The sequence below is a fragment of the Paraburkholderia sp. 2C genome (assembly GCF_054589215.1).
In genome coordinates, this window is the sequence record NZ_BAAILL010000038.1 from 54516 (window position 1) to 78518 (window position 24003).

A 24003-nucleotide genomic window follows, 5' to 3' on the forward strand; every position below is an offset into this window, starting at 1 on the left:
TTAGGGATTTTATTGTCAACCTTAGGGACGCGTCATCAAGCGTCGTTCACGCTGGCCCAGCCCACAAGGGCTCGGCCTTTACTCCCTCGTTTTCCGCTTCAAACAGTCAAGTCTCTTCCGACCAGACCATATTTTCCCGCGTCACCAGCGCAGTCGAGGCGCCCGGCCCGAACGTGCCGGCCGTGTACGGCCGCGGCCGGTCGCCGGCGCGCTTCCAGCCTTCGATGATCGGATCGGCCCAGGCCCATGCGGCCTCCAGTTCGTCGCGGCGCATGAAGTGCGTGAGGCGCCCGCGCACGACGTCGATCAGCAAGCGCTCGTACGCTTCCGCGCGCCGGCCCGTGAACGCCTGCTCGAGATCGAGATTCAGGTTCACCGGCAACGTGCGCATGCCGCTGCCCGGTTCCTTCGCGAGCATCTGCAGCTGGATCGACTCGGCCGGCTGCAGCTGGATGACGAGCCGGTTGCCGCAACTGCGCGGACCGCACGGGCTGTTCGGCATGATCGAGAACGGCAGATCCGCGAACTCGATGACGATCTCCGACACCTTCTTCGCCATGCGCTTGCCCGTGCGCAGGAAGAACGGCACATGCGCCCAGCGCCAGTTGTTGATATGCGCGCGCAATGCGACGAAGGTTTCGGCGTGGCTGCCTTGCGGCACGTTATCTTCTTCGAGATACCCCTTCACCGGCTCGCCGCCGACGGCGCCCGCCGTGTACTGGCCGCGCACGGTGTCGCGCGAAATGTCTTCAGCGGTCATCGGGCGCAGCGAGCGCAGCACCTTCAGCTTCTCGTCGCGCACGGCGTCGGGATCGAGCGACACCGGCGGTTCCATCGCGACGATGCACAGCAACTGCAGCAAGTGGTTCTGCACCATGTCGCGCATCGCGCCGGTCTGGTCATAGAAGCCCGCGCGACTGCCCACGCCGACCGTCTCCGCCACCGTGATCTGCACGCTGCGGATATACGGCGCCTGCCACAGCGGGCCGAAGATCGCATTGCCGAAGCGCAGCACCATCAGGTTCTGCACAGTCTCCTTGCCGAGGTAGTGATCGATCCGGTAGATCTGCGGCTCGGCGAAATGCTTGCCGACCGCGTTGTTGATCGCCTGCGCCGATGCGAGATCGTGACCGAGCGGCTTTTCGAGCACGACGCGCGAGTGCTCGTCCACCAGTGAGTGCGCCGAGAGGTTGTCGCAGATCGTCGTAAACAAATCCGGCGAGGTCGCGAGGTAGAAGATGCGCTGCGCACCCTCGCGCGACGCCTGGGCGAGGCGCGCATAGTCTTCGGCCTGGTCGACATTGACGAGCACGTAATCGAACAGCGCCAGGAATTTGTCCCACGCGGCCGCGTCGAGCGCCTTGCGTTCGATAAACGGCTTCGAATGTTCTTCCATCCAGCCCACGTATTGTTCGCGCGTCCAGTCGCGGCGGCCGATCGCGAGAATGCGCGTGTCGGCGGGCAGATTGCCGTGCGAATGCGCCATAAACAGCGCGGGCAGCAGCTTGCGGGCGGACAGGTCGCCGGCGCCGCCGAAGATGATCATGTCGAGCGGAAGGTCCGGCGTAGCGGGAGCGTTGGATGTCGTCATAGCGCGGTCGCACCAAATAAGAAGCAGCGGTCGAAGAACTGGATCAGCGAGAAACGCGGCGGGTGTGCCCGGCGTGACGGCTTGAGGGTCCGGCGGACCTGCGGACCCGGTGGTTAGCCGCCGGGTTGGGTCTCCGGCGTCCGGTGTCCGGCCGCGGCGTTTTTCGTGAGACGCCTATGGTGCAACGTTTTCGCGTTGTTTGCACGTTGGGCGCGGCCGGGCCTGGATAGTGAACGGTCGTGCGCGAAGGCTCGGGATGGATGGAAGGCGCGTGCGGACGGGGTGCGCCGCAGGCTTGTGCAGCCCGTACGGCGGTCCGGTTAGCCCGCGTTCAGCAGGCCGCGAGCGACACGACCCGCCGCAAGATCCCACGCCGCGCAGCCGACGGTCTTGAAGACGCGCGGTGCGCTGTCGTCGACAGCGGCGCCGGTCGCGTGCGATGCCGGATGCGCCGCCGCTCCCAATGCAACCACGATCCCCGCCACGGTTGCCCAGTCCACGCCCGCCTGAATCAGATCCCCCGCCTCATGCTTCGCACCGGCCGGGTCGTCAACGAACAACGCGCTGCCGTGCAGCGTCCGCGCGCCGAGCTCCGCCATATCGGGCTTGAACGCGCCGACGCCGACCACGAGCCGCCCCGCGCGCGGCGCTTCGTCGTAGACGGCCGCGCGGCTCGTCGTCAGCGCGATGACCAGATCGACCGAATCGGGCACGGTCGTGTCGTCGAGCGGCTGCAGCCGGGACGCCGGCGCCCCCGCCTTCGTCCGCAGCCTCGCCGCATGTTCGTCGCAGAACGCGCGCGAGCGCGCCGGGGAGCTGCCGCGCACACGCACGAGCGCGTCCGGATACAGCGCGCGCAATGCCTCGAGATGGTTCGCCGCCTGCGTGCCGGTGCCGATCAGCAGCACATCGCGCGGCGCCGCGCGGCTTAGCGTGCGCACCCCGAGCATCGTCATCGCGGCAGTGCGGCGGCCCGTCACCGTGGGGCCATCGAGGATGAACAGCGTCTCGCCGGTGTCGGGCTCGATGGCCATCACCTGGCCATGAATGGTCGGCAGGCCGCGCTCGCGATTGCGCGGGCACACGTTGACGAGCTTGTGGATCGCAAGATCCGGCGCGGTCGCCGGCATCGACAGCAGCACGCCGCCGTCGTTGAGCGGCACGACGAGCCGCTCCGGGCTCGCAATGCGCTTCTCCGTGTAGTCGACGACGGCAGTGGCCAGGGCATCGACCAGCGCCGGCCAGGGCGTAAGCCGCGCGGTCTCGGCGGCGTCGAAGAGCGGCGTGGACAGGCTGTTCGGCATATCGATAAAGCCTCCGTCGGGACGGGTCGATGGTTCGCGTTGTGATGCGGGACATGACTCGCGATGCGATTCAAGACATGAGCGGATGGCGCGGCGCCTCAGCGCACCAGGAACCCATACGACAACGGATCGCGCTCGTCCACAATCCAGTTCGCGAATCCGCAAATGTACGCATCGCCTTCGATTTCCGGAATCACCGCATCGAAGCGGTCGAGCTTCGTCTCGCGCAGCACCCGTCCGCGGAAGATCGTGCCGATCACCGATTCGTTGACGAGCGTCTCGCCCTCTTTCAACTGCCCGCGCAGATAAAGCTGGGCCACACGCCCGGCCGTGCCCGAACCCGTCGGCGACCGGTCGACCTCGCGGTCCGCGAACACGCAGCAGTTCGCCTGCGTCGAGCCCGCGTGACGCGGCGCGTTATCGATGATCGTGCCGTACACGTGGTTGATTTCAGTAATATGCGGATGCTCGACCCTGAACGCATCGTTTGCCGCGCGCTTCACTTCGGCGCCGAAGCGGATCAACCGGTCGATTTCCGATTCGCGCACCGCGAGCTCGAATGGCGCGCCCGACGTGTAAAAGTAAAACGCGCCGCCGAACGCGATATCGCCGCGCACCTCGCCGAAACTCGGCGTGCGCACCGTCACGTCGCGCGCCCAGATAAACGACGGCACATTGACGAAGCGCACGCTGCCCGCATGCGTGCCGTCCCATTTGACGAACGCTTCGATAAACCCGCACGGCGCATCGATGCCCACACGCGTCTCCGGCTCGGTGCGCTCGACCCAGCCGAGCGACACGGCTGCCGTCGCCAGCGCGATCACGCCATGCCCGCAATGGTCGCTGTACCCCTCGTTGTGAACGAAGATGATGCCGAAGTCGGCGCCCTCGCTGACCGCGTCGGTCAGATACCCGCCGTACATATCGGCGTGGCCGCGCGGCTCGAAGATCAGCGCGCGGCGCAGATGATCGGCGTGCTCCTTGAGCCAGGTACGCCGCTCGACGATGGTTTTGCCGGGGATTTTCGGCAGACCGCTCGTAACGATGCGAAACGGCTCGCCCGCGGTATGCACTTCGACCGTGCTGATCACGCGATTCAGTTTCATGGATTCCCGGCTCCCTGCATTGCTTGTGGCAATGCCGACGAATGATCCTTTATGCAGACCATTGTTGTCTCCGACTCAGACTGTTCTATACTGGCGCTGAATGTAGACCAGCTTTGGTTCCGTATCAACCAATTTCAAAAATATCGCGTCGAACTGGTTCAATTCCGGATCAGTCCAGCGGCGCGCTCCCGGTCATGACCTTGCTGCCGCCCGATAACCCGTTTCGCCCCAAGCAGATCTACGAGCAGGTCGCCGAGCGGATGCGCGTCGATATCCGCAACGGCCAGTTCGCGCCGGAGTCGCGTCTGCCGTCCGAACGCGACCTCGCGGCGCGCTTCAGCGTCGGGCGGCCCGCCGTGCGCGAGGCCATCGGCGCGCTGCAGAACGAAGGGCTCGTGCTCACGCGGCGCAATTCCGGCACCTACGTCTGCGCCGATGCGCTGCAGCGGCTCGCCACGGCGCCGGGCGGCGGCTCGACGTTCGGCGCCGACGCGGACTTCAGCCCGACTTCCGCGCTCGATGTGCGTCTCGTGCTGGAGCCCGCCATCGCGCGACGCGCGGCCATGCAGGCGCAGCGCCACGAGATCGCCGAGCACTATCTCGCGCAGATGGACTCGCTGACCGATGTCACCGATGCCGCGCAACGCGCGCTGTGGAACGACAGCGACCGGCTGTTTCACCGTCAGCTGGCCATCATGACCGGCGACGCGCTGTTCGTGAAGATCGCCGATGAAGTTGCGAAAGCAATGAACCAGCCGTTGTGGAAGCGCCTGAAGGACGACGCGATTTACGATATCGGCCGCATCCGTCTGTATGTATCCGAGCACAGGTTGATCTACGAGGCGATCGTCAATGGAGATGGCGATGCCGCGGCGTTTTATGTCGAGCAGCACATCATGCGCGTGCGCCGGGATATCACACCCAAATGAGCACACCCAAATGAGCACGCCCACATGAGCGCACCCACATAAGCACGCCCACCTGAGCGCACCCACATGAGCGCACTCAGGTGACTGGCCCACGCGCGCACCTCGCATGACTGCAACGAAGTGAAGGGAGTACTTCGTCTTATCGGCGCCAGCATTTACGCGTCAATCCCGTAGTCATCCTGATGCAATTCGCATGCACTTCCTCGTTAGAATACGTGAGGCGCACGATGCCCAATGAATAACTCGACGACTGAACAAACATCCAGCATGTCCAACGACGCTCTCTCCGCTGACTCTCTCGCTGTTGCCGAACGCGTGCGCGAACTGATGAGCCGGCATGGCATTGCCAAGCGCCAGCAAACCAGCGAGTTGTGCCGCATCCTGGACCTGAGTTTCTCGCAGGGCCACCGCAAACTGCGCGGCAACAGCCCATGGACCCTATCGCAGATCAGGAAAGTCGCTGAAGTGTTCGGCGAGCCCGCCGCCCAGCTGTTCGGCGCGCAATCGCTCGATCCGGGCATGGTCGGCGCAACGGCGCAGGAGGCGCTCTTCAGCGTCGGCACGGCTGAGATCGCGTGTACCGCCTGGGTCGGCGCACCGGTCGAGCCGGGCAGCCGGCACGAGTTCATCGCGTGGTCGAAGCACGACCAGTGGCGCGTCGTGCGCTGCGACGGCGCGCTTTATCAGAACGCGTTCGAAGTCCACAAGATCGAGATCTACCCGCGCCGCGCCGAGACCGACAAGCCGCTGATCGCGGTGGTCGACGACGATCACGCCTCGGCCGACAATCTGCGCGACTATCTCGAGCGCAACGGCTTCGCGGCCGTCGCGATCTACGGCCTCGCGGCGTTCAGCGAATCGTTGCAGACACAAGTATTCGACGGCGTGGTGATCGACTGGCTGTTCGGCGATCAGACGTCGGCCAACGCGATTCGCGCGGTGCGCGCGTCGGAGAATCCGGACGCGCCGATCTTCGTGCTGACTGGCGAACTGCTGACGGGCAAGGCCAGCGAGTCCGATATCAGCGAGATCGTGCGCGCATTCGATGTCGCGTGCTACGAGAAGCCCGCGCGCATGGCGATTCTGGTGGCCGATCTGTCGAAGCGGCTGCGGCGGTTGCAGTAACGCGACCGCCGGTGACGCAACCGCGCGTCACGCAACCGCGGCCGCACCGCCCGCCGTCCTTCCTTGCGTGGCAAGCGCACGATGCACCGCCGCGTGCAGCACATCGTAGTGCACGGGCTTCGTCAGATAGTCGAAGAAAAGAGGCGCCGCGCCGTGCGTCTGCAATTCGGGCGCGTAAGCGGTTACCGCGATGACCGGCACGCTGCGCGCACGCGCGTCGTGCGCGTTGAACTCGCCGATAAACGCGTAGCCGTCCTTGTCCGGCATCTGCAGGTCGAGCAGGATCAGTTCGCACGGGTGCGTCTTGAGCCAAGCGAATGCGGCATCCGCGCCGCCGACCGCCGCGCCTTCGTAGCCCATATGCTTGACCATCTCGCACAGCGATTCGCGTACCAGCTGGTTGTCGTCCACCACCAGTACGCGCGGGCGCGCGCCGCGCCGCTGCGCACGCGCGGCAATGCTGGCCGCGGCCGGCGGCGCGACCGGCTTCACCGGAATCGTCACGGTAAACGTCGTGCCCGCACCGACCCGGCTATCGACCGCGAGCTTGCCGCCGAACAGGTCAACCAGCCCCTGCACGATCGCGAGCCCCATCCCCGCGCCGTCGAAGCGTCGCGCACGCGATTCGTCGAGCCGCGTGAACTCCTTGAAGATCAACGGAATCTGCGCACTCGGCACGCCCGGCCCGGTATCGCGGACCACGATCACGAGCGCCTCGCCTTGCTGCTCGAAACGCAATGTGACCGCGCCCCTTTCGGTGTAGCGGATCGCATTCGTCACAAGATTCGTGACGATCTGGCGGATCCGGTGCGGGTCCGATTCGACGAGGCCGCTCACCCCGCTTGCGCTGCTGGAGAATTCGAGGCCGCGTGCATTCGCCGCCGGCTCGCTTTCGTCGACGACCGACCCGAGCAGTTCGCGCGGATCGAACTGCTCGTCGCGCAACTCGAGCTTGCCCGCGCCGAGCCGCGCGTAGTCGGTCAGGTCCTTCATCTGCGTTTCGAGCTGGCGCGCGGCCGATTCGAGACGGCGGATGACCTTGCGATCGGCCTCGGAGTGGAAGTTGAAGCCGAGCAGTTCGATCGACGACACGATCGCGTGCAACGGCGTGCGCAACTCATGGCTGATCATGCCGAGAAAGGCGTCCTTCGCGAGGCTCGCCTCGCGCGCCGCGCGCGCGGCCTGGTGCTCGGCTTCGAGCGCCGCGCGCTGTTGCCTGATGAGCTTGGTGCGCCGCCGCGCGTTGACGACGAGCTGCACGCTCGCCGCCGCCGACAGCAACAGCAGCACGAGGCCAGCCATGAACAGCATGCGCCGCTTCGCGACGAAATCGGTATTGAACGCCGCGCGGTTCGCGACTTCGGAAAAACGGCGCGAGAGCGCGAGATGGTTGATCTCTTCCCAATGGCGGCGCAGTTCGAGCACGAGCTTGTCGGCAAGCATCGGATCGTGCGGCAGCGCATCGAGCGTCGGCTCGAGCGCGTCGAGCATCGCGGCGAGCGCCGCTATTTCACGCTGCTGCTCGTCGGTGTGCGCCGCCTTGCCGGCGAGCTGGCGCGTCGAACCGGCCATCACGCGCAGCTTCGACTGCAGCACGTGGTATTGCAGCCGAAGCTGCGCGTAGTTGCCGTCGATGCCGGTTTCGTATTGCAGCAGCTGGCTTTCGAGCCGCGCATAGGCGATCTGCAATTGCGCGGCGTCCCAGTAGACGCCGTCGTAGGAATCCGCGAGCTGCGTCACGCGCGGGCTCAGCAGCGTCGCGTACAGCAGGTAGCCGATCGCCGCGGTCGGCGCGGCGAGCGCCATCAGCCAGATCAGCGCATAGACGATGCGCCGCCGCCACAGATGCCGCGCACGGCGCATCGACGACCGCCCGATCGCCGGCCGCCCCGTCACCTGATGATCAATGCCTTGATCTGCCATACGAATTTCGCATCCGTGGCCGCGCCGGTCAGTTCCGCCGGGTACGCGTCACGCGGATAAATGAGAAAAAGCGGTCCGAAATCGCGGATCTTGAGCCGCTGGCCGTTCATGCTGTACGCGACGATCACACCGTAGCGATCGGTATCGGACACGGGCACCGTGTACATGTAGTCGTCGTAGGTGTGCACCTCGATGCGCTCGCCGTACGCGCCCACCTCTTTCAGGATATCCGCGAGCAGCGGGCCCGTGAAGGTCGATTTTGGCGTCCATGAGGTCGACGTCGAAATCGAGTGCCTCGGCAACGCGAGAATCTGCGCTTCCGAAAAATGAAATACGCGATGCGCGCTGTCCGTCGTGTTGGCGATCTTGCCCGTGACGTCGAGCGCCATCGGCGTCGCATGGGCCGCCGCGGCCGTGCAGCATCCGAGTATCGCAAATATCAGCTTGTGACGTATTGCAGCGACCCCCCGGCGGCGCGAATACCGCTCTGTCCCATCGTCTTCCCGCATGACCTGGCCTGTACTTTTCCGTTGTTCGTGGTGATCCACCGTGCGCCTCGCCCCACGCGAAGCGCGATCCGAAGCGCGCATTCGGTGAACCGCATGCATAATATCGCCTCCATCCCGAAAAAGCCGTCACGCCGGCGGCGCATACGTATCGACCCATCGGCCCTCTTCCAACTTCGCGCCACTGAACGCAATCGAACGCCAGCCATGAAAAAGCCCGTTCTTCCGCTGACTTACGAACAGCTCGACCATTGGATCGAATCGTTGCAGCCAGCCTTGCTGGCAGAAGGGTTTTCGGCCGCCATCGGCATCCTGCGCGGCGGTGCGCCGCTTGCGCTGATGGCGTCGCACAGCATCGGCGTGCCGGTCGCGTTCCTCAGCTACGACCGCCGCGCGCGCCATGTCACGTGGGATTCCTCGCTGCCGCTGCCGTCGCCCGGTTCGAAAGTGCTGCTATGCGAAGACATCGCGGGCCGCGGCTTCACGCTGGTGGACTGCATCGCGTTTCTCGAACAGCACGGACTCGTCGTCAAGACGCTGACAGGCGCTTTCGACGAGCTGAGCCGCATCCGCCCCGACTTCGCGAACGATGCGAGCGGCTATTTCGCGCTGTTCCCGTGGGAACGCCAGGCGCACACCGAGGGCTATCGCGAGGACTGGCTGCAGGTCGAAGCCGGCGCCGCGAAGGCGATGGCGCACGACCACGAGTACGCGACCTACGCGATCGACCTCGACGGCATTCTGCTACCGGATGTGCCGCTCACGCGCTATGACGCGGACCTGGCCGCCGCGCTCGCCGAACGCGATGCGCTGCAACCGTACGAGGCGCTGCCCGGCATCGACCTGCAGCATGTCCGCGCAGTCATCACAGGCCGGCCGCAGACCGACCTCGACCGCACGCGCGCGTGGCTCGAACGGCACGGATTCGGGCACCTCGAACTCGTGATGCGCGTGCCCGACCGGCATAACGAAACCGCGCTGGGCGCCGCCGCGCACAAGGCCGCGGCCGCCTTGCGCTGCGGCGTGACGCATTTCATCGAAAGCGATCCGGTGCAGGCGCTGCGCATTGCGCAGGCTGCGCCGCTGCTGCGCGTGATCTGGTGGGATGCCGGGACGCGTTCGGGCACGCTCGTCAATGCGTCGCGCTGGGGTTGATGGCGGCCGTCTCCGCTGCTTCTTCGCCCAACTGCAGATACCGCGCGGCGCGCTGCGACGCCACGACGATCAGCTTCATCGTCGCGCGCGTGGCGCCGACGAACAGCTTTCTCGCACTGCGCCCGTCGAACGCGTCGAAGTCGACTTCCGTGAGAATCACGCATGGCGCGGCCTGCCCCTTGAAGCGGTAGATCGATTCGAGCAGCACGTCGCCGTCGCGGTACTCGGGGCTGCCGAACAGATCGTATTTGCCCGTGAAGCTGCGCACGCGATGCGGCCCCAGCTGATCGAGCGACGCGAGCACCGAGCCTTCGCGCCCGCGAAACGACAACACGACGATGTCCTGCTTGCGAAACCCGAGCGACAGCGCTTGCGTAATCGCGCGCTTGGTCGCATCGACGCAGCTCACGGCAGCCTGCGCTTCGTCGTAGGTGGATAGCGCAATGTCGGAGCCGTCGAACGGGCTGGCCGCCGTGAGCCCGGCCGCATGCGGCGCCGATGCGCCGACCACGTCGCGCAGATACTCGAGAATGTCGCGCGGGCTGCGGTAATTCGTCGATTCCTTCAGCACGGTCCAGCCCGGCAGCGCCACCGGCTCGCGCATGTAAAGGTTCTGCAGCGGATCTTCGAGCCACCACCAGGCGCCGCCCGGGCGCAGCACACGCTCGAGCGCGGGCACCCATGCCTCGCGAAAGTCCTGCCCTTCGTCGACGATCAGCACGTCGTATTGCCAGCGCGCATCGATCGGCGTCTGCGCGAATACCGTTTCGAGCTGCGCAAACACGTCGGGCGCGGCGAAGTCCGGCGTGCGGCCGCTGTCGCGCGCGATCCAGTCGCATAGCTGGTGATAGTTCGCGACCTTCGCTTCGGGCGGCGCGACGCGCGCGATGTGATCGGCCAGCGGCCGGTTGAAGCACACATAAAGCGGCCGCTCGCCGCGCGCGACCGCGTCGTTCATCACCTGCACCGCAAGCTGCGTCTTGCCCGAGCCGGCCGTGCCGATTACGCGCAGCCGGAACGGCGTGAATTCGAGGCGGCGCGCCCAGGTCGCAAGGCCGCCCGCGAGCCGCGTGACGAGCGTGCCCGCCTGACCGACCAGCGCGCTCGCGTCGGGCGTCAGCGACAGTTCGTCGGAGAGAAAGTGATGGATCTTCGCCGCGCACGGCAAACGCGGCTCGTCGGCCGGCAGCGCTGCGCGGATAATCGCCGCGAGCCGGTCCTTGCGCGTCGCGTCGACGATACGCGCCGGGTCCACGCCGGCGATCGCCGCATCTTTCACCGCATGATCGGGGCAGTACAGCAGGCCTTCGATGAAATACGCACCCGTGCCGAAAGCTGCCGTAAAACGCCGATGCAGCCCTTCAATCGTGCGCGCCAGCGCAATCGCCACGTTACGTTCGGTCTGCAGGTACGCCTTGACGAGACCCTTCGGCGTTTCGCGCAGAAAACCCGTTTTCTGTTCGACGATCATCACGCGCCCCGACGGCGCGACGATCACGAAGTCCGCTTCGCCGAACACCGAAAAGCCCTGATTGACGCGCGTCCAGTGCACGCCGTGATAAACGGTGTAGCCGTCGGGCAGCGCCTCTTCGAGCAACCTCAGCGTTTCGATTTCGCGCGCGGCGGCGCCGGCGGCGGCGACGTGCTTCCAGTCGTCGGGAACGATGCGGGCCATGCAATGCCTCGTGGTCAAAATAATCGTGAAGCGTTGTCGATGCCGCGTTTTGCGGCGAGCGCTCATTGTACGCAATGCCTACGACGCCAACGCTGTCCATGCGCGCGGCACGAGTGCGTCACGAGTTGCGTCACGAGTGCGTCACAAGCGCGGCCCATGCACGGCCCATGCAAGGCACACGCGCCGGAAAACGCAGCGCACACGCCGCGCCGGAGCGATGGAAAACGCGCGGCGGCCTGTTGCGAGCTGCAGTCGGATGATTCGGCTTCGTGTATCGTTACCGTTGAACGCCGCGCGTGTGGGCGGCTTGCCAACCTGTCATGCAGAGGGATTTTGCCGGTGATTACAATCTGGGGACGCAGCAATTCCGTCAACGTTCAGAAAGTTTTGTGGTGCTGCGACGAGCTCGTGCTGCCGTACGACCGCATCGACGCAGGCCTGCAGTTCGGGCGCAACGACACGCCCGACTATCTCGCGATGAATCCGACGGGCCGCATTCCGACCCTTGTCGACGGCGACTATGTACTGTGGGAATCGCATGCCATGCTTCGCTATCTTGCGATGCAATACGGCGAATCGAGCAGCCTCTATCCGAACGATCCGAAAGCGCGCGCCAGCGTCGACCGTTGGCTCGACTGGACACTCGCGATGCTCGTGCCGGCCGAACGTCCCGTATTTCTTGCCGTGGTGCGCACACCTGCCGAACAGCGCGACGCCGCGAAACTGGCCGCCGACCTCGATGCGGTCGGCGTGCTCTGGAAGATGCTCGATGCGCAATTGCAAAAGCACTTCTATATCGAAGGCGAAAAATTCACGCTGGCCGATATCGTGATCGGTTCGTACGCGAAGCGCTGGTTCGGCCTCGAAGGCGTCGAGCGGCCGTCGTTGCCGAATCTCGAACGCTGGTATTCGCGCCTCGCGACACGCTCCGGTTTCCGCAAATACATCGATTTCCCGCTCACCTGATGAAGATCATGCGCCGCCGCGCGAGCTCGACACATCAATACGCGCACACGCGCCTCACCTCGAATTTCTTCTGCGTCACCACGATATGACAATTACGCTCTACGCCTGGGCCACACCGAACGGACGCAAGATCAGCGTCGCGCTCGAGGAAATGGAACTGCCATATACCGTCAAGCCGATCGACATCGGCAACAAGGCGCAATTCCAGGAGGAATTTCTGCGCATCAGCCCGAACAACAAGATTCCGGCGATCGTCGACCCGCAAGGTCCGGACGGGCAGCCGATCAGCGTGTTCGAATCGGGCGCGATCCTGCTGTATCTTGGCGAAAAAACCGGCAAATTCCTGCCGAAGAGCCTGCGCGATCGCGTGCCCGTGCTCGAATGGCTGATGTGGCAGATGGGCGGCTTCGGTCCGATGCCAGGGCAAGTGCATCACTTTGCGGCGCTGCAATCGGAGAGTGACCGCGCGTACGGATTCAAGCGCTTTTCGGCGGAAACGCGGCGGCTGTATTCGGTGCTCGATACGCGCCTCGGTAAAACCGAATATGTGGCGGGCGATCTGTCCGTCGCCGATTTCGCGATTCTCGGCTGGGCGTGGCGCCACGAACGCCATAAGGTCGATCTCGCCGATTACCCGAACGTGCACCGCTGGTATCGGATGATGTTCGAGCGGCCCGCGGTGCAGCGCGGTTTCGATGTGAAACTCGACTGAATCGGCGCGTGCGCCGGCCCTTTATAATCAGCACATGAAAACCGCAAAGGCATTAGCGGCGACGGAAAAACCGGTCGCCGGGAAAACGGTCGCCGGGAAACCCGCGGCCGTCCGCGCACGTGCCCACACCACGCACGCCGCGCACACCGCGCATCGCCATCCCGCTTCGTCCGAAGCGGCGCTCGCGCTTGCCGACGAATACTGCCGCGAGCGTGGCGAAAAGCTCACGCCGATCCGCCGCAAGGTGCTCGAACTGTTGCTGAACTCGGGACGCGCCACCAAAGCCTATTCGCTGCTCGACGACATGCGGCAGATTCACCCCGGCTCGGCGCCGCCCACCGTGTATCGCGCGCTGGATTTTCTGCTCGCGGCCGGCCTCGTGCACCGCATCGAATCGATCAACGCGTTCACGGTTTGCCACGATCTGACGCAATGCCAGCACGGCATGCTCGTGGTGTGCCAGCAATGCGGCAGCGTTGCGGAATTGCATCAGCCGGAGTTGCGCGAAGCGCTGATCGCACAGGTCGAAGACGCGGGCTACCGTCTCGCCGGCGAGGAAATCGAGCTGAAAGGGCTGTGCGCAGCATGCCAGGCGGCGCAGGCCGCCGGCAACTGAAGTACGACGCCTGGCGCCCGAGGCACGAAAACGCGTCAAAAGACGCGTGACGCATCGTCTCGCTGCTAACCCGCCGCACGTGCGCCGATCGCGTCGTGCAGCAGCGTCACCAGCGCCTCGGGACGGGCCGGCTTCGTCATGAAATGATGGAATCCCTCGCCAATGCTGCGCAAGCGGTAGGCTTCGTCGGTATGGCCGGTAATTGCAATCGCCACCGCGGGCGCGTGATCGCCGCGAATCTCGTGATCGCGCAACCGCTGGATCAGATAGAACCCGTCCATGGCAGGCAAGTCGATGTCGCACACGACCGCGTCGGGCATGACACGCACCGCCGCTTCGACTCCCTCCTCCGCATCCGACACTGCCACCACATGTGCGCCTTCGGACTCCAGCAAACTCTTGAGCGACTCGCGATTTTGCGGGTCGTCTTCCACAAGCACGATCGTCGTCTGATCGAGCCTTAATGCACCGTTCATTTTTGCGTTGTTACCTAAAAAGCAGCTGTTGTTCAGCTGTTTATGCATTCTGACGTGGTCTTGTCAGGCACTTCACCGCGCCAGCGCCGACAGCGAATAGACTGTACGAGCTTCACCACCCTTGCATATTTACACGACGTTCCAGCACAAACCGCCAGCGCGCTGTTCGCCGTGCGGTTCGTATCAATCTACCGTCCATTGACCCCACTGCGTCCGACGAGTTGCAAGAAAGTGTACGCTGCTGCGCAATGCACCGCAGCGACGCGGGCGACGCCACGTTAGCCCAACTTTAAGGCGCGCGCGTGACCGACCGCGGACCCTGCACAATGCTCAATCCGGCGTGCGAAGACTGTCGCGATAGCCCAGTTGTGCTGAAATCGCACGCCCGGACTCTTTTAGCAACGCGACATAATGCGCTTTCGTATCGGCGCCGCAACGCATACTCGGAAACGAAATCGAAAGCCCTGCCATCACGCGCCCGAACCGCTCGAACACCGGCACGCGATGCATTGCAGCCCCTCCTCCTGCCCCTCGTTGTCCTCGCCGTACTTGCGCGCGTACATGCGGCAGAATGCTCAGCACGGCTTCGGCCGACGCCAGCGTCTGTTGCGTCGACTTGCGGAACACCACGTGGGTAAGCACATTGCGTGCCTCGTCGGTTGTCGGGCTCCCTCCACGTAGCAGCACGTTTGCTGATCCATGATGAACGAGCCGCGCTATGCGGCGGTTGCACCGGCTGCGACCGCGCTGGTTGCGACATCGGTAGGCGTGACGGCGCGGCTGACGCCGATCGTCACGCCACGATGGGCACGCCGCTGCGGCGTGCTGTCTGCGAAATGTCGCGATGCGGCCTACGCATACTCGATGCACTGGCCGGTTCGCAGGCGCTCGACGCACCGCTCGAGCGCAGGCCGCTCGCGCAGTGAGGCAGTGAGCGGCGCCGCGCGCGCCGCCTGCACGACGCGCAACGATCGTTGCAAACACAACGACTAGCGAGGTCCGACGCCGCCCGTCAGCAGCGCGACTGCATGACGCGCGATATCGTCGGCGGTCAGCCGGCTGCGCGCGGGATCGTTGCGCCATGCGTTCGACGCGGCGAGCGGCAGAATCGTCATTCCGAGTATCGACACGAACAGCAGCGACGGTTCGATGTCCGGATTGAGGCGCCCTTCCTTCTGCCACTTCGCGATGCGCGCAAGCGACGCCCTCTGCTGCGTATCGCCGAAGCGCTCGTTCATCCGCTTCTTCAACAACCCGCCCTCGCTCATCACCTCGCGCACCCATAACGACGGAAACCACGGATATTCGCCGGCCGTGGCGACGAGCCGGCGCGCGAATTCGGTGATCGCCGCGACGGGGTTGTCGCAGTTCTCGCGAAATGCACCGGCAAGCGCGGCGCGCAGCGGCGCGAAGCGCTCGTCGATCAGCACGTCGATCAGCTGATCGCGCGTCTTGAAGTAGTAATGGACCATGGCCGGCGTACAGCCCGCTTCGCGCGCAATCGCACCGAGCGTCGTATCGACGATACCCTGCCGCGCGAACAGGGCGAGCGCGACGTCGAGCAGCCGCGCACGCTGCTCGGGTGCACGCGCTGCGCCTGTCGGGCGGCCAGGACGGCGCGCGGGCAGCGCTTCAGCGGCGCCCTGATTGGCATCGCCTGCCTCGTTCGGCTCATTGGACTCATTTGACTTGCCTGCTGCCGCCTTCGCGCCCGCGGCAACCGCAGCCCGCCGGCGCACCCCATTGCGCACGCGCCCCTCCGCCACAGCACCGCCCGCCTGCACTGCCTTCGCCATAAGCTCCCACCGTCAGACTGCTTTGAAAAAAACACTATAAGGCCCCACCGCCAGCCGACTTCGCTGGACCGCGCTCACCGGTCACATTTGACGAAACCACCAACGTCGAATAATATTAATCTTCGTGTTAATTAATTTCAAGCCTGCTTCAAGTTCGCTTGCCGCATCATGGACCTGGACATCGACGTGAATTCCCCCGCCCCCGCGCCAGTCGAGCACGCCGCGCCGCGCCCGTCGCTGCGGCTGCTGTTTCCCGCGCTGCTGCTCGTCATGCTGCTCGCCGCGCTCGACCAGACCATCGTGTCGACCGCGTTGCCGACCATCGTCGGCGAGCTCGGCGGGCTCAGCAGCCTGTCGTGGGTCGTGACCGCCTACCTGCTCACGTCCACCATCGTGGTGCCGCTCTACGGCAAGTTCGGCGATCTGTTCGGCCGCAAGATCGTGCTGCAAACGTCGATCGTGCTGTTCCTGATCGGCTCCGCGCTGTGCGGTGTTGCGCAGAACATGACGCAGCTCGTGCTGCTGCGCGCGCTGCAGGGTCTCGGCGGCGGCGGCCTGCTGGTCATCACGATGGCCGCGATCGGCGACGTCATTCCACCCGCGGAGCGCGGCCGCTATCAAGGCATATTCGGCGGCGTGTTCGGTCTCGCCACTGTCGTCGGCCCGCTGCTCGGCGGCTTTCTCGTCGACCACCTGTCGTGGCGCTGGATCTTCTATATCAACGTGCCGCTCGGTATCGTCGCGCTCGCGGTGATCGGCGCGGTATTCAAGCCGCGCACCGTGCAGGTCAAGCACTCGATCGACTTTATGGGCGCCGCGTTTCTGGCCGGCGCGCTGACCTGCATCATCCTGTTTACCAGCGAAGGCGGCGGCCTGTTGCCGTGGTCGTCGGCGCAGTTGTGGATGACGCTCGTGCTCGGCGCGGTCTGCGTGGCCGGCTTCATTTACGAAGAGCGTCACGCGGCGGAACCGATCCTGCCGCTCGAACTGTTTCGTCAGCGCACCTTCCTGCTGTCGAGTGCGATCGGTTTTATCGTCGGCGTGTCGCTGTTCGGCTCGGTCACGTTTCTGCCGATGTATCTGCAGGTCGTCAAGAATTCCACGCCTTCGGAAGCCGGCATGCAGATGCTGCCGATCATGGGCGGCGTGCTCGTCATGTCGATCATCAGCGGCCGGCTCATCAGCCGCATCGGCAAGTACCGCATGTTCCCGATCGTCGGCACGCTGTTCGTCGCCGCGGGCATGGCGCTGCTTGCCACGCTGCAGGTGTCCACGCCCGTGCATACGATGTATGTCTATATGGGCCTTGTCGGCTGCGGCCTCGGCATGGTGATGCAAGTGCTGATTCTCGCGGTGCAGAACTCGGTCGAATTCCGGCACCTCGGTGTCGCGACGTCGGGCGCGACGCTGTTCCGCTCGATCGGCGGTTCGGTCGGCGTCGCGGGTTTCGGCGCGATCTTCTCGAACGGCCTTGCCACGCGATTGCAAGCTGCGCTGCCGGCAGGCGCCGAGTTGCCGCACTCGCTCGGCCCTGTTGCGATTCACCAACTGCCCGATGCCATGCGCAGCGCCTATCTTCTGTCGTTTGCGGACGCGTTGCATACCGTATATTTAACTGCTGCGTGTGTTGTGGTGCTTGCATTCGCGCTTGCGTGGCTCATGCAGGATCATCCGCTGCGCAAGCATTAATGCGGTGCATGTGCGACACGGCGGGCTTGCGCGATGCGTTAGTTCAGTCGTTTAGCTATTCTTATGATTAAAAACGTGGTGCACGCGAATACGGTGCACAACGGTCCGTGCACCGTAAAAATGCCCTCGCTCAGTCGTCTATATCGGTCAGGCGGAAACGCCTGTGTGCGGTAGGTAACAACGGCGATTGACGCGCTGTTGGAAACCACCCATATTTTCTGCAAGCGGCGGCGCTCGGTCCAGCCTCGCCGTTTCCCTGCGCATGTAGATCGTGAGTTCCGCGAATCCTTGCCGATCGCTTCAACGACGATCCTGAGCATGCCGAAATGGCATCGCCATAACGGTGGATCGACAGCATGTCCGCTCAGATTACTCGTGACCAGAGTTTCCCCACACCGTGCAAGCGCTGTGGCGGTGTGCTCTATCAGCATGTCGATTTTTGCCCTTACTGCGGCACCGATCGTCCCCTCGAAACGGCCGCGCGCACCCGCCCGGATACGACGTTAAGAGCCGTGGGGCCCGCGATGCCGGCCACACCCGCACCCGCGGTGCCGGCCGCGCACGCCTCACCATCGGCCGGTGACGGCGCGCCAACCGATCTGCCGCCGGTCAAACCCGACTTCCGCGACGACGCCGCGATCGAGCGTCGTTTGACGTTCTGGCACACCACACAGTGGCTCTTCGCGAAGGGCTTGCTGCTCGTCGCGTTCATCGTCGCGCTCGGCTATGCCGCGTATCTGCTGCTCGGCGAAAGCAAAAAACCGGAACCCGCGCCCGAAGATCAGTACGCGAGCTCGTCGGTCGGCTCGATCTCGCCCTACTCGTCGCAACAGCAAGCGAACCCGATGCCGCCTGGCGCCGATGGGCGCACGTCACCGGCCGTGCCCAAACCGCGCGTGATGCCGCAATTCAAGGACGTGCCCGACAGCCTGCGCGCCGCGCGCGCGAGCCTCGCGCGAAACAATCTCGCCGACGCGAAGGCAGCGACCAACGCCGCGCTCGCGCGCGAGGCCGACAACGAAGATGCACGCGACCTGCAACGCGACATCGCCGCACGCGAGCAACGGCGCGACGCCGCATTGCAAGGCGCGGACCGATGCGCGAGCGAGCGTGCATGGGGATGCGTGCAGCGGCAGGCATCGGACGCGCTCGCGATCGATTCGAGCAGCCTGCTTGCACAATCGCTGCTCGAACGCGCGATTTTGTCGACGGGCTGGACGCCCTTGACGCCGCCGAAGTCGTCGACGGCCGGCGCCGCGGCATCCGGTGCGCAAGCGGCCACCGCAGCGCCGCTACCGCGCGGCGCAAGCAATGTGCGCCTGCCGTCGTCGCAAGACTGGGGCACGGCGGCGGCCACCGCGAAGGACGGGGCGGCATCGGCGACACCGCCTCCGTTGCCGCGCATGTCCAGTGCGCCGGCTAATGCACCAAACAGCGCACCCAACAGCGCACCAACCAGTGCACCAACCACCGCGCCCGCCAACGCGCCAACCAATGCCACAGCCACCGCGACAACTGGCGCGCCGACCACCGCCCCATCAGCCGCGAACAGAAGCACAAGCCCCCCCGCCACAGCCGCCGCAAGCCAGCCCGCGACAGCCAGCACCGCGACACCGGCAAGCAACGGCAACAGTCCCGATGCACAGGAGCGCGCGATCAGGCAATCGGGATGGAAGCACGCCGTGCCGTCGGACACCGCACGTTAACCATACGGATTCCAAAGTGTATTGAAGTCTGCCGCACATCGACACCAAAAATGGGAGAGAGACCATGCTGAAAATTGCTCTAGCGGGACTGGCGGGGCTGATCGCCCTGCTCTTCGCGACACTCGCTGTCGCCGCGGCGGCAAGCGCGCACTACAAGATCGTGACAGGCCCCGAACGCGGCACTTATATTCAGATCGGCCAGGATCTGTCGAAATGGGTCGCCCAGCCGGTCGGCATCGACCTCGAAGTGATTCCCTCGAAAGGCTCCGCCGAAAACGTCCAGCGGATGCGCTTCGAACCCGGCGTCAAGCTCGCGCTCGTGCAGTCCGATGTCTACCAGGCCTATGTGGACATGGCCAACTCCGGCAACCAGGATGCCGGCACGACGATCCGCCCGCTGCGGCTCATCATGCCGCTCTACGACGAAGAGATCTATTTCGTCGTGCGCAACGACTCGCCGATGAAGAACATCAACGAGATCAAGGATAAAGTGATCAGCGTCGGCCTGATCGGCAGCGGCACGGCGCAGTCGGCAACGACGCTCTACCGCCTGATGTTCAACCAGCCGATTCCCGAGCAGAACATCCAGCACCTGAGCAACGAGGACGCGCTCGCCGCGCTGATCGTCAAGAAGATCGACGTGGCGATCGTCGTGGCCGGACAGCCTGCCAAGCTCTTTACCGACATGAACCCCGACCTGCTGCAGCAGATCCGCTTTCTGCGCGTCGATCCGAACGCGCCCGAAAGCGCGCGCGCGAAGCAGACATACTTCCCCGCGACGATCCGCGTATCGAGCTACCCGAACTGGCTCAAGGAGGACGTGCCGACGTGGACCGTCAAGGCGTTTCTTGTCACCTATGACTACAATCTGCGCGACACGGTCGGAAACCTGAACCGCTTCGCCGACTCGCTATGCGAGAACTTCGACAACCTGCAGGAGCACGGTCACCCGAAGTGGAAACAGGTGAAACTCGAGTTGCCGAGCCTCGGCAAGGGCTGGCAATATTACCAGCCGGTGGAGAAGCATCTGAAGGCGTGCCTCGCGCATCGCGCCGCGATGCAAGCGGCCGCAGGCACGGGCACGGCGGCAACGCCCGAGCGCGCCGCCGCTGCCCAGAAAACCAACCGGCGGCCGTGCTCCGATCAGGAGCGTCTGCTACTGCTTTGCGGAAAGTAACCCACCCGAAGGTTGCCCCCGTGGAGAACGGTATGCATTGCGCACCGTTCTCCATTACCCGTTCTCCATTACCTAATGCCCTTTAATCATGCACGACAAGAGCGACATAAAAAATCCGCCGCCCCGGAAATGAAGCGGCGCGTCGATTACTTCTTATACCGCAATGCATTATTGCATTGGTGCAACAGCGACCCACGCATAGCACTCCACTCCCTCTGTTGGAGACAACAGTTGCGAAGTGTTGTGTAAGCAACATTGCGAACGAGTTAATCCGGATCGCCTGATTTCAGCCGTTTCCATGACTTTTCGACCATCGTCTTTTCGCATTAGGCGATCAAACTTCGCAATCGGCATCGTGCGAATTTAAAAATTCGCTCATTTCCAATAGTCGTGCATCACGTATTTTTTCATTAAGCTTACGCAACCGCTTTGCATGGCGGCTGTTGTTGCGGCCATACGAAACACGCCGTAAACAAAAGCCGCAGTCATAACTTCACTCATACCGACTAGAATCGCCGGATGCACGACGAGCGTTCGTTATCGAGGAAGGCTATACGTTCATTTTTGCAACCCGTCGTATTTCACTCGCCAATCGATTCCTTGACAGGAAGCATGCGTGAAAATTGTTTCGCTGATTGCCCCAACCTTTACTAAAGCGCCGCGCGCTGTGCCGCCGTCGCCGGCATGGCGCCTCCTGAAGAACGGCGTCGCGCTCGCGGCCACGCTTGCCCTCGCCGCCTGCGCGCTGGGCCCCGACTTCAAGCGCCCGGAAGTCCAGGTGCCCCAGAGCTTCAAGGAAGGCGCCGACTGGAACCGCGCACAGGCGAACCCGCAGGCGTCGCTCGCGAGCGACTGGTGGCGCATGTATAACGACGACAAGCTCACCGAACTCATCGAGCAGTCGCAGAAGGCAAACTTCTCGATCGCCGCCGCCGAAGCCGCGTACCGCGCCGCGCTCGCGATCGTCCAGGAAAACCGCGCGCAGCTGTTCCCGATCGTCACGGCGGACCTGTCCGGCACGCGCAGCGGCACGCCGTCCGGCGGAACCTCGCGCTCGGCCACGGGCTCGCTCGCGCCGGGCGTGAACAACGACTTCATCGCCAGCGCAACGGCGTCGTGGGAACTCGACCTGTGGGGCGCCATCCGCCGCCAGGTCGAATCGGCGAGAGGCACCGCGGAAGCCACCGACGCGCAACTGGCCGGGCAGCGGCTCTCCATTGCCGCGAGCCTCGCGATCGACTACTTCCAGTTGCGGCAGGCCGACATCGACATCCAGTTGCTCACGCAACAAAAAGATATCGACAGCCGCATCCTGTACATGACGCAGGAAGCGTATCGCGCAGGCCAGGCGTCGAACGACCAGGTGCTCGCCGCGCAGGACAATCTCGAAGTGGTGATCGCCGACTTGCAGACCACGCTGATCACCCGCGAACAGGACGAGCACGCTATCGCCGTGCTGGTCGGCGTGCCGCCCGGAAACTTCTCGATCGCGCCGGACCCGAATTACGCGTTCGCGCAGCCGGCCATTCCGCTCGGCGTGCCGTCGCAACTGCTCGAGCGCCGCTACGACGTGGTTGCCGCCGAACGCACGGCGGCCTCGTCCAACGCGTTGATCGGCGTGGCCGAAGCGGCGTTCTTCCCGACTGTCACGCTGTCGGCCACGGGCGGCTTCCAGCACAATACGTTCGCCAATCTGTTCTCGCTGCCGAACCGCTTCTGGACGCTCGGCCCCGATATCGCCCAGACGATTTTCGACGGCGGCGAACGCACAGCCGCGGTGCGCCAGGCCCGTGCCACCTACGACCAGAACGTCGCCACCTACCGGAACACGGTGCTCACCGCGTTCCAGACTGTCGAAGACAGCCTGTCGTCGGTCAATCACCTGCGTCAGCAAGCGCAGTCGTTCACGGATATTCTCAAACGCAACCAGCAGCTGTTCGCCAGTTCGAACGCGCAGTTCGACGTCGGCGCGGCCAGCCAGCAGGACGTGCTGACCCAGCAGCTGACCCTGCTGCTCGCCGAACAGAACCTGAACGATACGCAGGCGCTGCTCGCGCAAAGCAGCGTCGCGCTCGTCAGGAACCTCGGCGGCGGCTGGGACTACAAGGACATGCAGGCCGCCGAAAACGGCACGTCTTCAAAAGCGACCGCCGCGTCGGCGCCGAATGCGGCGTCGGATCAGCAGCAGGCGTCGACGCCGCCGCCACGTTGAACCGCGCGGTCCTGCATGGTTAAACCCCCGCTACTCGCGGCGTTCCGGCTGGTTTCCCGGCTTCGTCACTGGACGCATGCCGCGCCGGATGCCTCGGGCTGTCGTCATCACCGCCGTCAAGCAAGAATGGAGTCTTCATGAAGTCATTCCCGCTACGCGGGCCTTTGCTGTGCCTGTTACTCGTGGGCCTCGCCGCTTGCAGCAAACAAAAGCCGGCCGCACCGCCGCCGCCGCATGTGGCGGTGGTGACCGTGCACAAGCAGGACGTGCCGCTCACGAGAGATCTGGTCGGCAGGCTTTCGCCCTATTACAGCGCGAACGTGACCGCGCGCGTGTCCGGTGTGCTGCTCAAGCGCGTCTACAAGGAAGGCAGCCAGGTGCGCGAAGGGCAGTTGCTGTTCCAGATCGACCCGACGTTCTACAAGGCGCAGCTCGACAACAACCTCGCGCAGCTCGCGCAGGACCAGGCGACCTACGTCAACGACCACATCACCGCCGTGCGCAACCGCAAGCTGTTGCCGGTCGGCTCGGTCTCGCAACAGACGGTCGACAACTCCGATGCCGCCGAACGTAGCGCGGCCGCGAAGGTGAAAGCGGACGAGGCGCTCGTCGAAAGCGCGCGCATCAACCTCGACTACACGCGCGTGACGTCGCCGATCAGCGGCATCGCCAGCCAGCAACTCGTCACGGCGGGCGCGGTGGTCGGCAGCAGCAACAGCGACACCGGCGCGTCGGGCACGCTGCTCACCACGGTCCAGCAGATCGACCCGTCGTACGTGAACTTCACGATCAGCGCGGCCGATCTCGTCACGCTGCGCCAGGCCGCGACGAAGGGCTCGGTGGCGCTGACGAACCAGAACAAGACCACGGTCGAGGTCACCCTGCCCGACGGCAGCGTCTACGACAAGGTCGCCACGCTCGACTTCACCGACGTCACCGTCAACGCGACGACCGGTGCGGTCAATCTGCGCGCGCTCGTGCCCAATCCGGACCAGGTGCTGCTGCCCGGCATGTACGTGAACCTGACGATCAATCTCGGCCAGCAGAACAACGTGATCCTCGTGCCGCAGCAGGCGCTGCTGCGCGACACGGTCGGCTCGTACATGTACACGGCCAGCGCGGACAACAAGGTCGTCCGCAAGGACATCACCACGGCTTACCAGTACAAGAACAGCTGGATCGTCACCGCCGGACTCGACGACGGCGACCATGTGCTGGTCACGCAACTGCAGAGCGTCCACGAGGGCGAACCCGTGGTGCCCGTTGCGTGGCAGCCGCCCGCCGCCGCATCGGGCGCGGCAGCGGCGAGCGCCCCTGCGGCGGCCGCCGCCGGCCCAGG

General features: G+C 64.6%; 21 protein-coding genes. 11 read left to right on the plus strand and 10 right to left on the minus strand.

Annotated features, from left to right (window positions below; genetic code table 11):
* Positions 1 to 106 precede the first annotated feature (106 nt).
* From zwf to lhpH, 3 genes are all read right to left on the minus strand, one after another.
* Positions 107 to 1591 carry a glucose-6-phosphate dehydrogenase gene (gene zwf / locus ACYPXD_RS17430; RefSeq protein WP_459713770.1) on the minus strand — a complete coding sequence of 495 codons (1485 nt, stop codon included), beginning with the start codon at positions 1589 to 1591 and terminating at the stop codon, positions 107 to 109.
* 320 nt (positions 1592 to 1911) lie between these two features.
* Positions 1912 to 2895 (minus strand): bifunctional Delta(1)-pyrroline-2-carboxylate/Delta(1)-piperideine-2-carboxylate reductase, encoded by a 984-nt coding sequence (lhpI, locus tag ACYPXD_RS17435; RefSeq protein ID WP_459713772.1) that lies wholly within the window; start codon positions 2893 to 2895, stop codon positions 1912 to 1914.
* Between the two features lie 98 nt (positions 2896 to 2993).
* Positions 2994 to 4001 carry a trans-3-hydroxy-L-proline dehydratase gene (gene lhpH / locus ACYPXD_RS17440; protein WP_459713774.1) on the minus strand — a complete coding sequence of 336 codons (1008 nt, stop codon included), beginning with the start codon at positions 3999 to 4001 and terminating at the stop codon, positions 2994 to 2996.
* 194 nt (positions 4002 to 4195) lie between these two features.
* Here lhpH and ACYPXD_RS17445 point away from each other — a divergent pair, with 194 nt between their 5' ends.
* On the plus strand, positions 4196 to 4930 hold the full coding sequence (locus ACYPXD_RS17445; RefSeq protein ID WP_459713777.1) for a FadR/GntR family transcriptional regulator: 735 nt from the start codon (positions 4196 to 4198) through the stop codon (positions 4928 to 4930).
* 267 nt (positions 4931 to 5197) lie between these two features.
* Positions 5198 to 6055 carry a helix-turn-helix domain-containing protein gene (locus ACYPXD_RS17450; protein ID WP_459713780.1) on the plus strand — a complete coding sequence of 286 codons (858 nt, stop codon included), beginning with the start codon at positions 5198 to 5200 and terminating at the stop codon, positions 6053 to 6055.
* A 27-nt stretch (positions 6056 to 6082) separates the two neighbouring features.
* Here the strand turns inward: ACYPXD_RS17450 and ACYPXD_RS17455 are convergent, their stop codons facing one another.
* Entirely contained in the window at positions 6083 to 7978 is a 1896-nt protein-coding gene (locus tag ACYPXD_RS17455; protein ID WP_459713782.1) for an ATP-binding response regulator, read from the minus strand.
* Positions 7948 to 8367 carry a putative pterin-binding protein gene (locus tag ACYPXD_RS17460; RefSeq protein WP_459713785.1) on the minus strand — a complete coding sequence of 140 codons (420 nt, stop codon included), beginning with the start codon at positions 8365 to 8367 and terminating at the stop codon, positions 7948 to 7950. The genes ACYPXD_RS17455 and ACYPXD_RS17460 overlap by 31 nt, the downstream gene beginning before the upstream one ends.
* A gap of 324 nt (positions 8368 to 8691) precedes the next feature.
* Between ACYPXD_RS17460 and ACYPXD_RS17465 the strand changes: the two genes are divergently transcribed.
* On the plus strand, positions 8692 to 9639 hold the full coding sequence (locus ACYPXD_RS17465; protein WP_459713788.1) for a phosphoribosyltransferase: 948 nt from the start codon (positions 8692 to 8694) through the stop codon (positions 9637 to 9639).
* Here the strand turns inward: ACYPXD_RS17465 and ACYPXD_RS17470 are convergent.
* Positions 9617 to 11314, minus strand: coding sequence for an ATP-binding domain-containing protein (locus tag ACYPXD_RS17470; RefSeq protein WP_459713790.1), 1698 nt, complete (start codon positions 11312 to 11314; stop codon positions 9617 to 9619). The two genes, ACYPXD_RS17465 and ACYPXD_RS17470, sit on opposite strands and share 23 nt — an antisense overlap.
* Positions 11315 to 11653: 339 nt before the next feature.
* Here ACYPXD_RS17470 and ACYPXD_RS17475 point away from each other — a divergent pair, with 339 nt between their 5' ends.
* The 3 genes from ACYPXD_RS17475 (at position 11654) to ACYPXD_RS17485 (ending at position 13608) form a co-directional block, all read left to right on the plus strand.
* Positions 11654 to 12280 (plus strand): glutathione S-transferase family protein, encoded by a 627-nt coding sequence (locus ACYPXD_RS17475; RefSeq protein WP_459713792.1) that lies wholly within the window; start codon positions 11654 to 11656, stop codon positions 12278 to 12280.
* Between the two features lie 85 nt (positions 12281 to 12365).
* Entirely contained in the window at positions 12366 to 12992 is a 627-nt protein-coding gene (locus tag ACYPXD_RS17480) for a glutathione S-transferase family protein (RefSeq protein ID WP_459713794.1), read from the plus strand.
* 34 nt (positions 12993 to 13026) lie between these two features.
* Positions 13027 to 13608 (plus strand): Fur family transcriptional regulator, encoded by a 582-nt coding sequence (locus ACYPXD_RS17485; protein ID WP_459713796.1) that lies wholly within the window; start codon positions 13027 to 13029, stop codon positions 13606 to 13608.
* Positions 13609 to 13673: 65 nt separating this feature from the next.
* On the opposite strand, the gene ACYPXD_RS17490 is transcribed toward ACYPXD_RS17485, so the two are convergent.
* The 3 genes from ACYPXD_RS17490 to ACYPXD_RS17500 form a co-directional block, all read right to left on the minus strand.
* The gene (locus tag ACYPXD_RS17490; protein WP_459713798.1) at positions 13674 to 14132 is read right to left on the minus strand and encodes a response regulator; all 459 of its coding nucleotides are present in this window, start codon (positions 14130 to 14132) and stop codon (positions 13674 to 13676) included.
* A 282-nt stretch (positions 14133 to 14414) separates the two neighbouring features.
* Complete coding sequence (locus ACYPXD_RS17495; RefSeq protein WP_459713801.1) at positions 14415 to 15167, minus strand: IclR family transcriptional regulator domain-containing protein; 753 nt, start codon at positions 15165 to 15167, stop codon at positions 14415 to 14417.
* On the minus strand, positions 15074 to 15880 hold the full coding sequence (locus ACYPXD_RS17500) for a TetR/AcrR family transcriptional regulator (protein WP_459713803.1): 807 nt from the start codon (positions 15878 to 15880) through the stop codon (positions 15074 to 15076). The genes ACYPXD_RS17495 and ACYPXD_RS17500 overlap by 94 nt, the downstream gene beginning before the upstream one ends.
* Before the next feature lie 186 nt (positions 15881 to 16066).
* On the opposite strand from ACYPXD_RS17500, the gene ACYPXD_RS17505 reads away from it, so the two are divergent.
* The 3 genes from ACYPXD_RS17505 to ACYPXD_RS17515 all read left to right on the plus strand — a co-directional run bounded on the left by ACYPXD_RS17505 (position 16067) and on the right by ACYPXD_RS17515 (position 20452).
* The gene (locus ACYPXD_RS17505) at positions 16067 to 17569 is read left to right on the plus strand and encodes an MDR family MFS transporter (RefSeq protein WP_459713805.1); all 1503 of its coding nucleotides are present in this window, start codon (positions 16067 to 16069) and stop codon (positions 17567 to 17569) included.
* Between the two features lie 356 nt (positions 17570 to 17925).
* Positions 17926 to 19275, plus strand: coding sequence for a zinc ribbon domain-containing protein (locus ACYPXD_RS17510; protein ID WP_459713807.1), 1350 nt, complete (start codon positions 17926 to 17928; stop codon positions 19273 to 19275).
* Between the two features lie 64 nt (positions 19276 to 19339).
* Positions 19340 to 20452 carry a TAXI family TRAP transporter solute-binding subunit gene (locus ACYPXD_RS17515; protein ID WP_459713811.1) on the plus strand — a complete coding sequence of 371 codons (1113 nt, stop codon included), beginning with the start codon at positions 19340 to 19342 and terminating at the stop codon, positions 20450 to 20452.
* A 375-nt stretch (positions 20453 to 20827) separates the two neighbouring features.
* On the opposite strand, the gene ACYPXD_RS17520 is transcribed toward ACYPXD_RS17515, so the two are convergent.
* Entirely contained in the window at positions 20828 to 20977 is a 150-nt protein-coding gene (locus ACYPXD_RS17520; RefSeq protein ID WP_459713813.1) for a hypothetical protein, read from the minus strand.
* A gap of 91 nt (positions 20978 to 21068) precedes the next feature.
* Here ACYPXD_RS17520 and ACYPXD_RS17525 point away from each other — a divergent pair, with 91 nt between their 5' ends.
* Positions 21069 to 22664, plus strand: coding sequence for an efflux transporter outer membrane subunit (locus ACYPXD_RS17525; RefSeq protein ID WP_459713815.1), 1596 nt, complete (start codon positions 21069 to 21071; stop codon positions 22662 to 22664).
* Between the two features lie 137 nt (positions 22665 to 22801).
* Positions 22802 to 24003 (plus strand): efflux RND transporter periplasmic adaptor subunit (locus tag ACYPXD_RS17530; RefSeq protein WP_459713817.1); only part of this gene is annotated, 1202 nt, incomplete at its 3' end.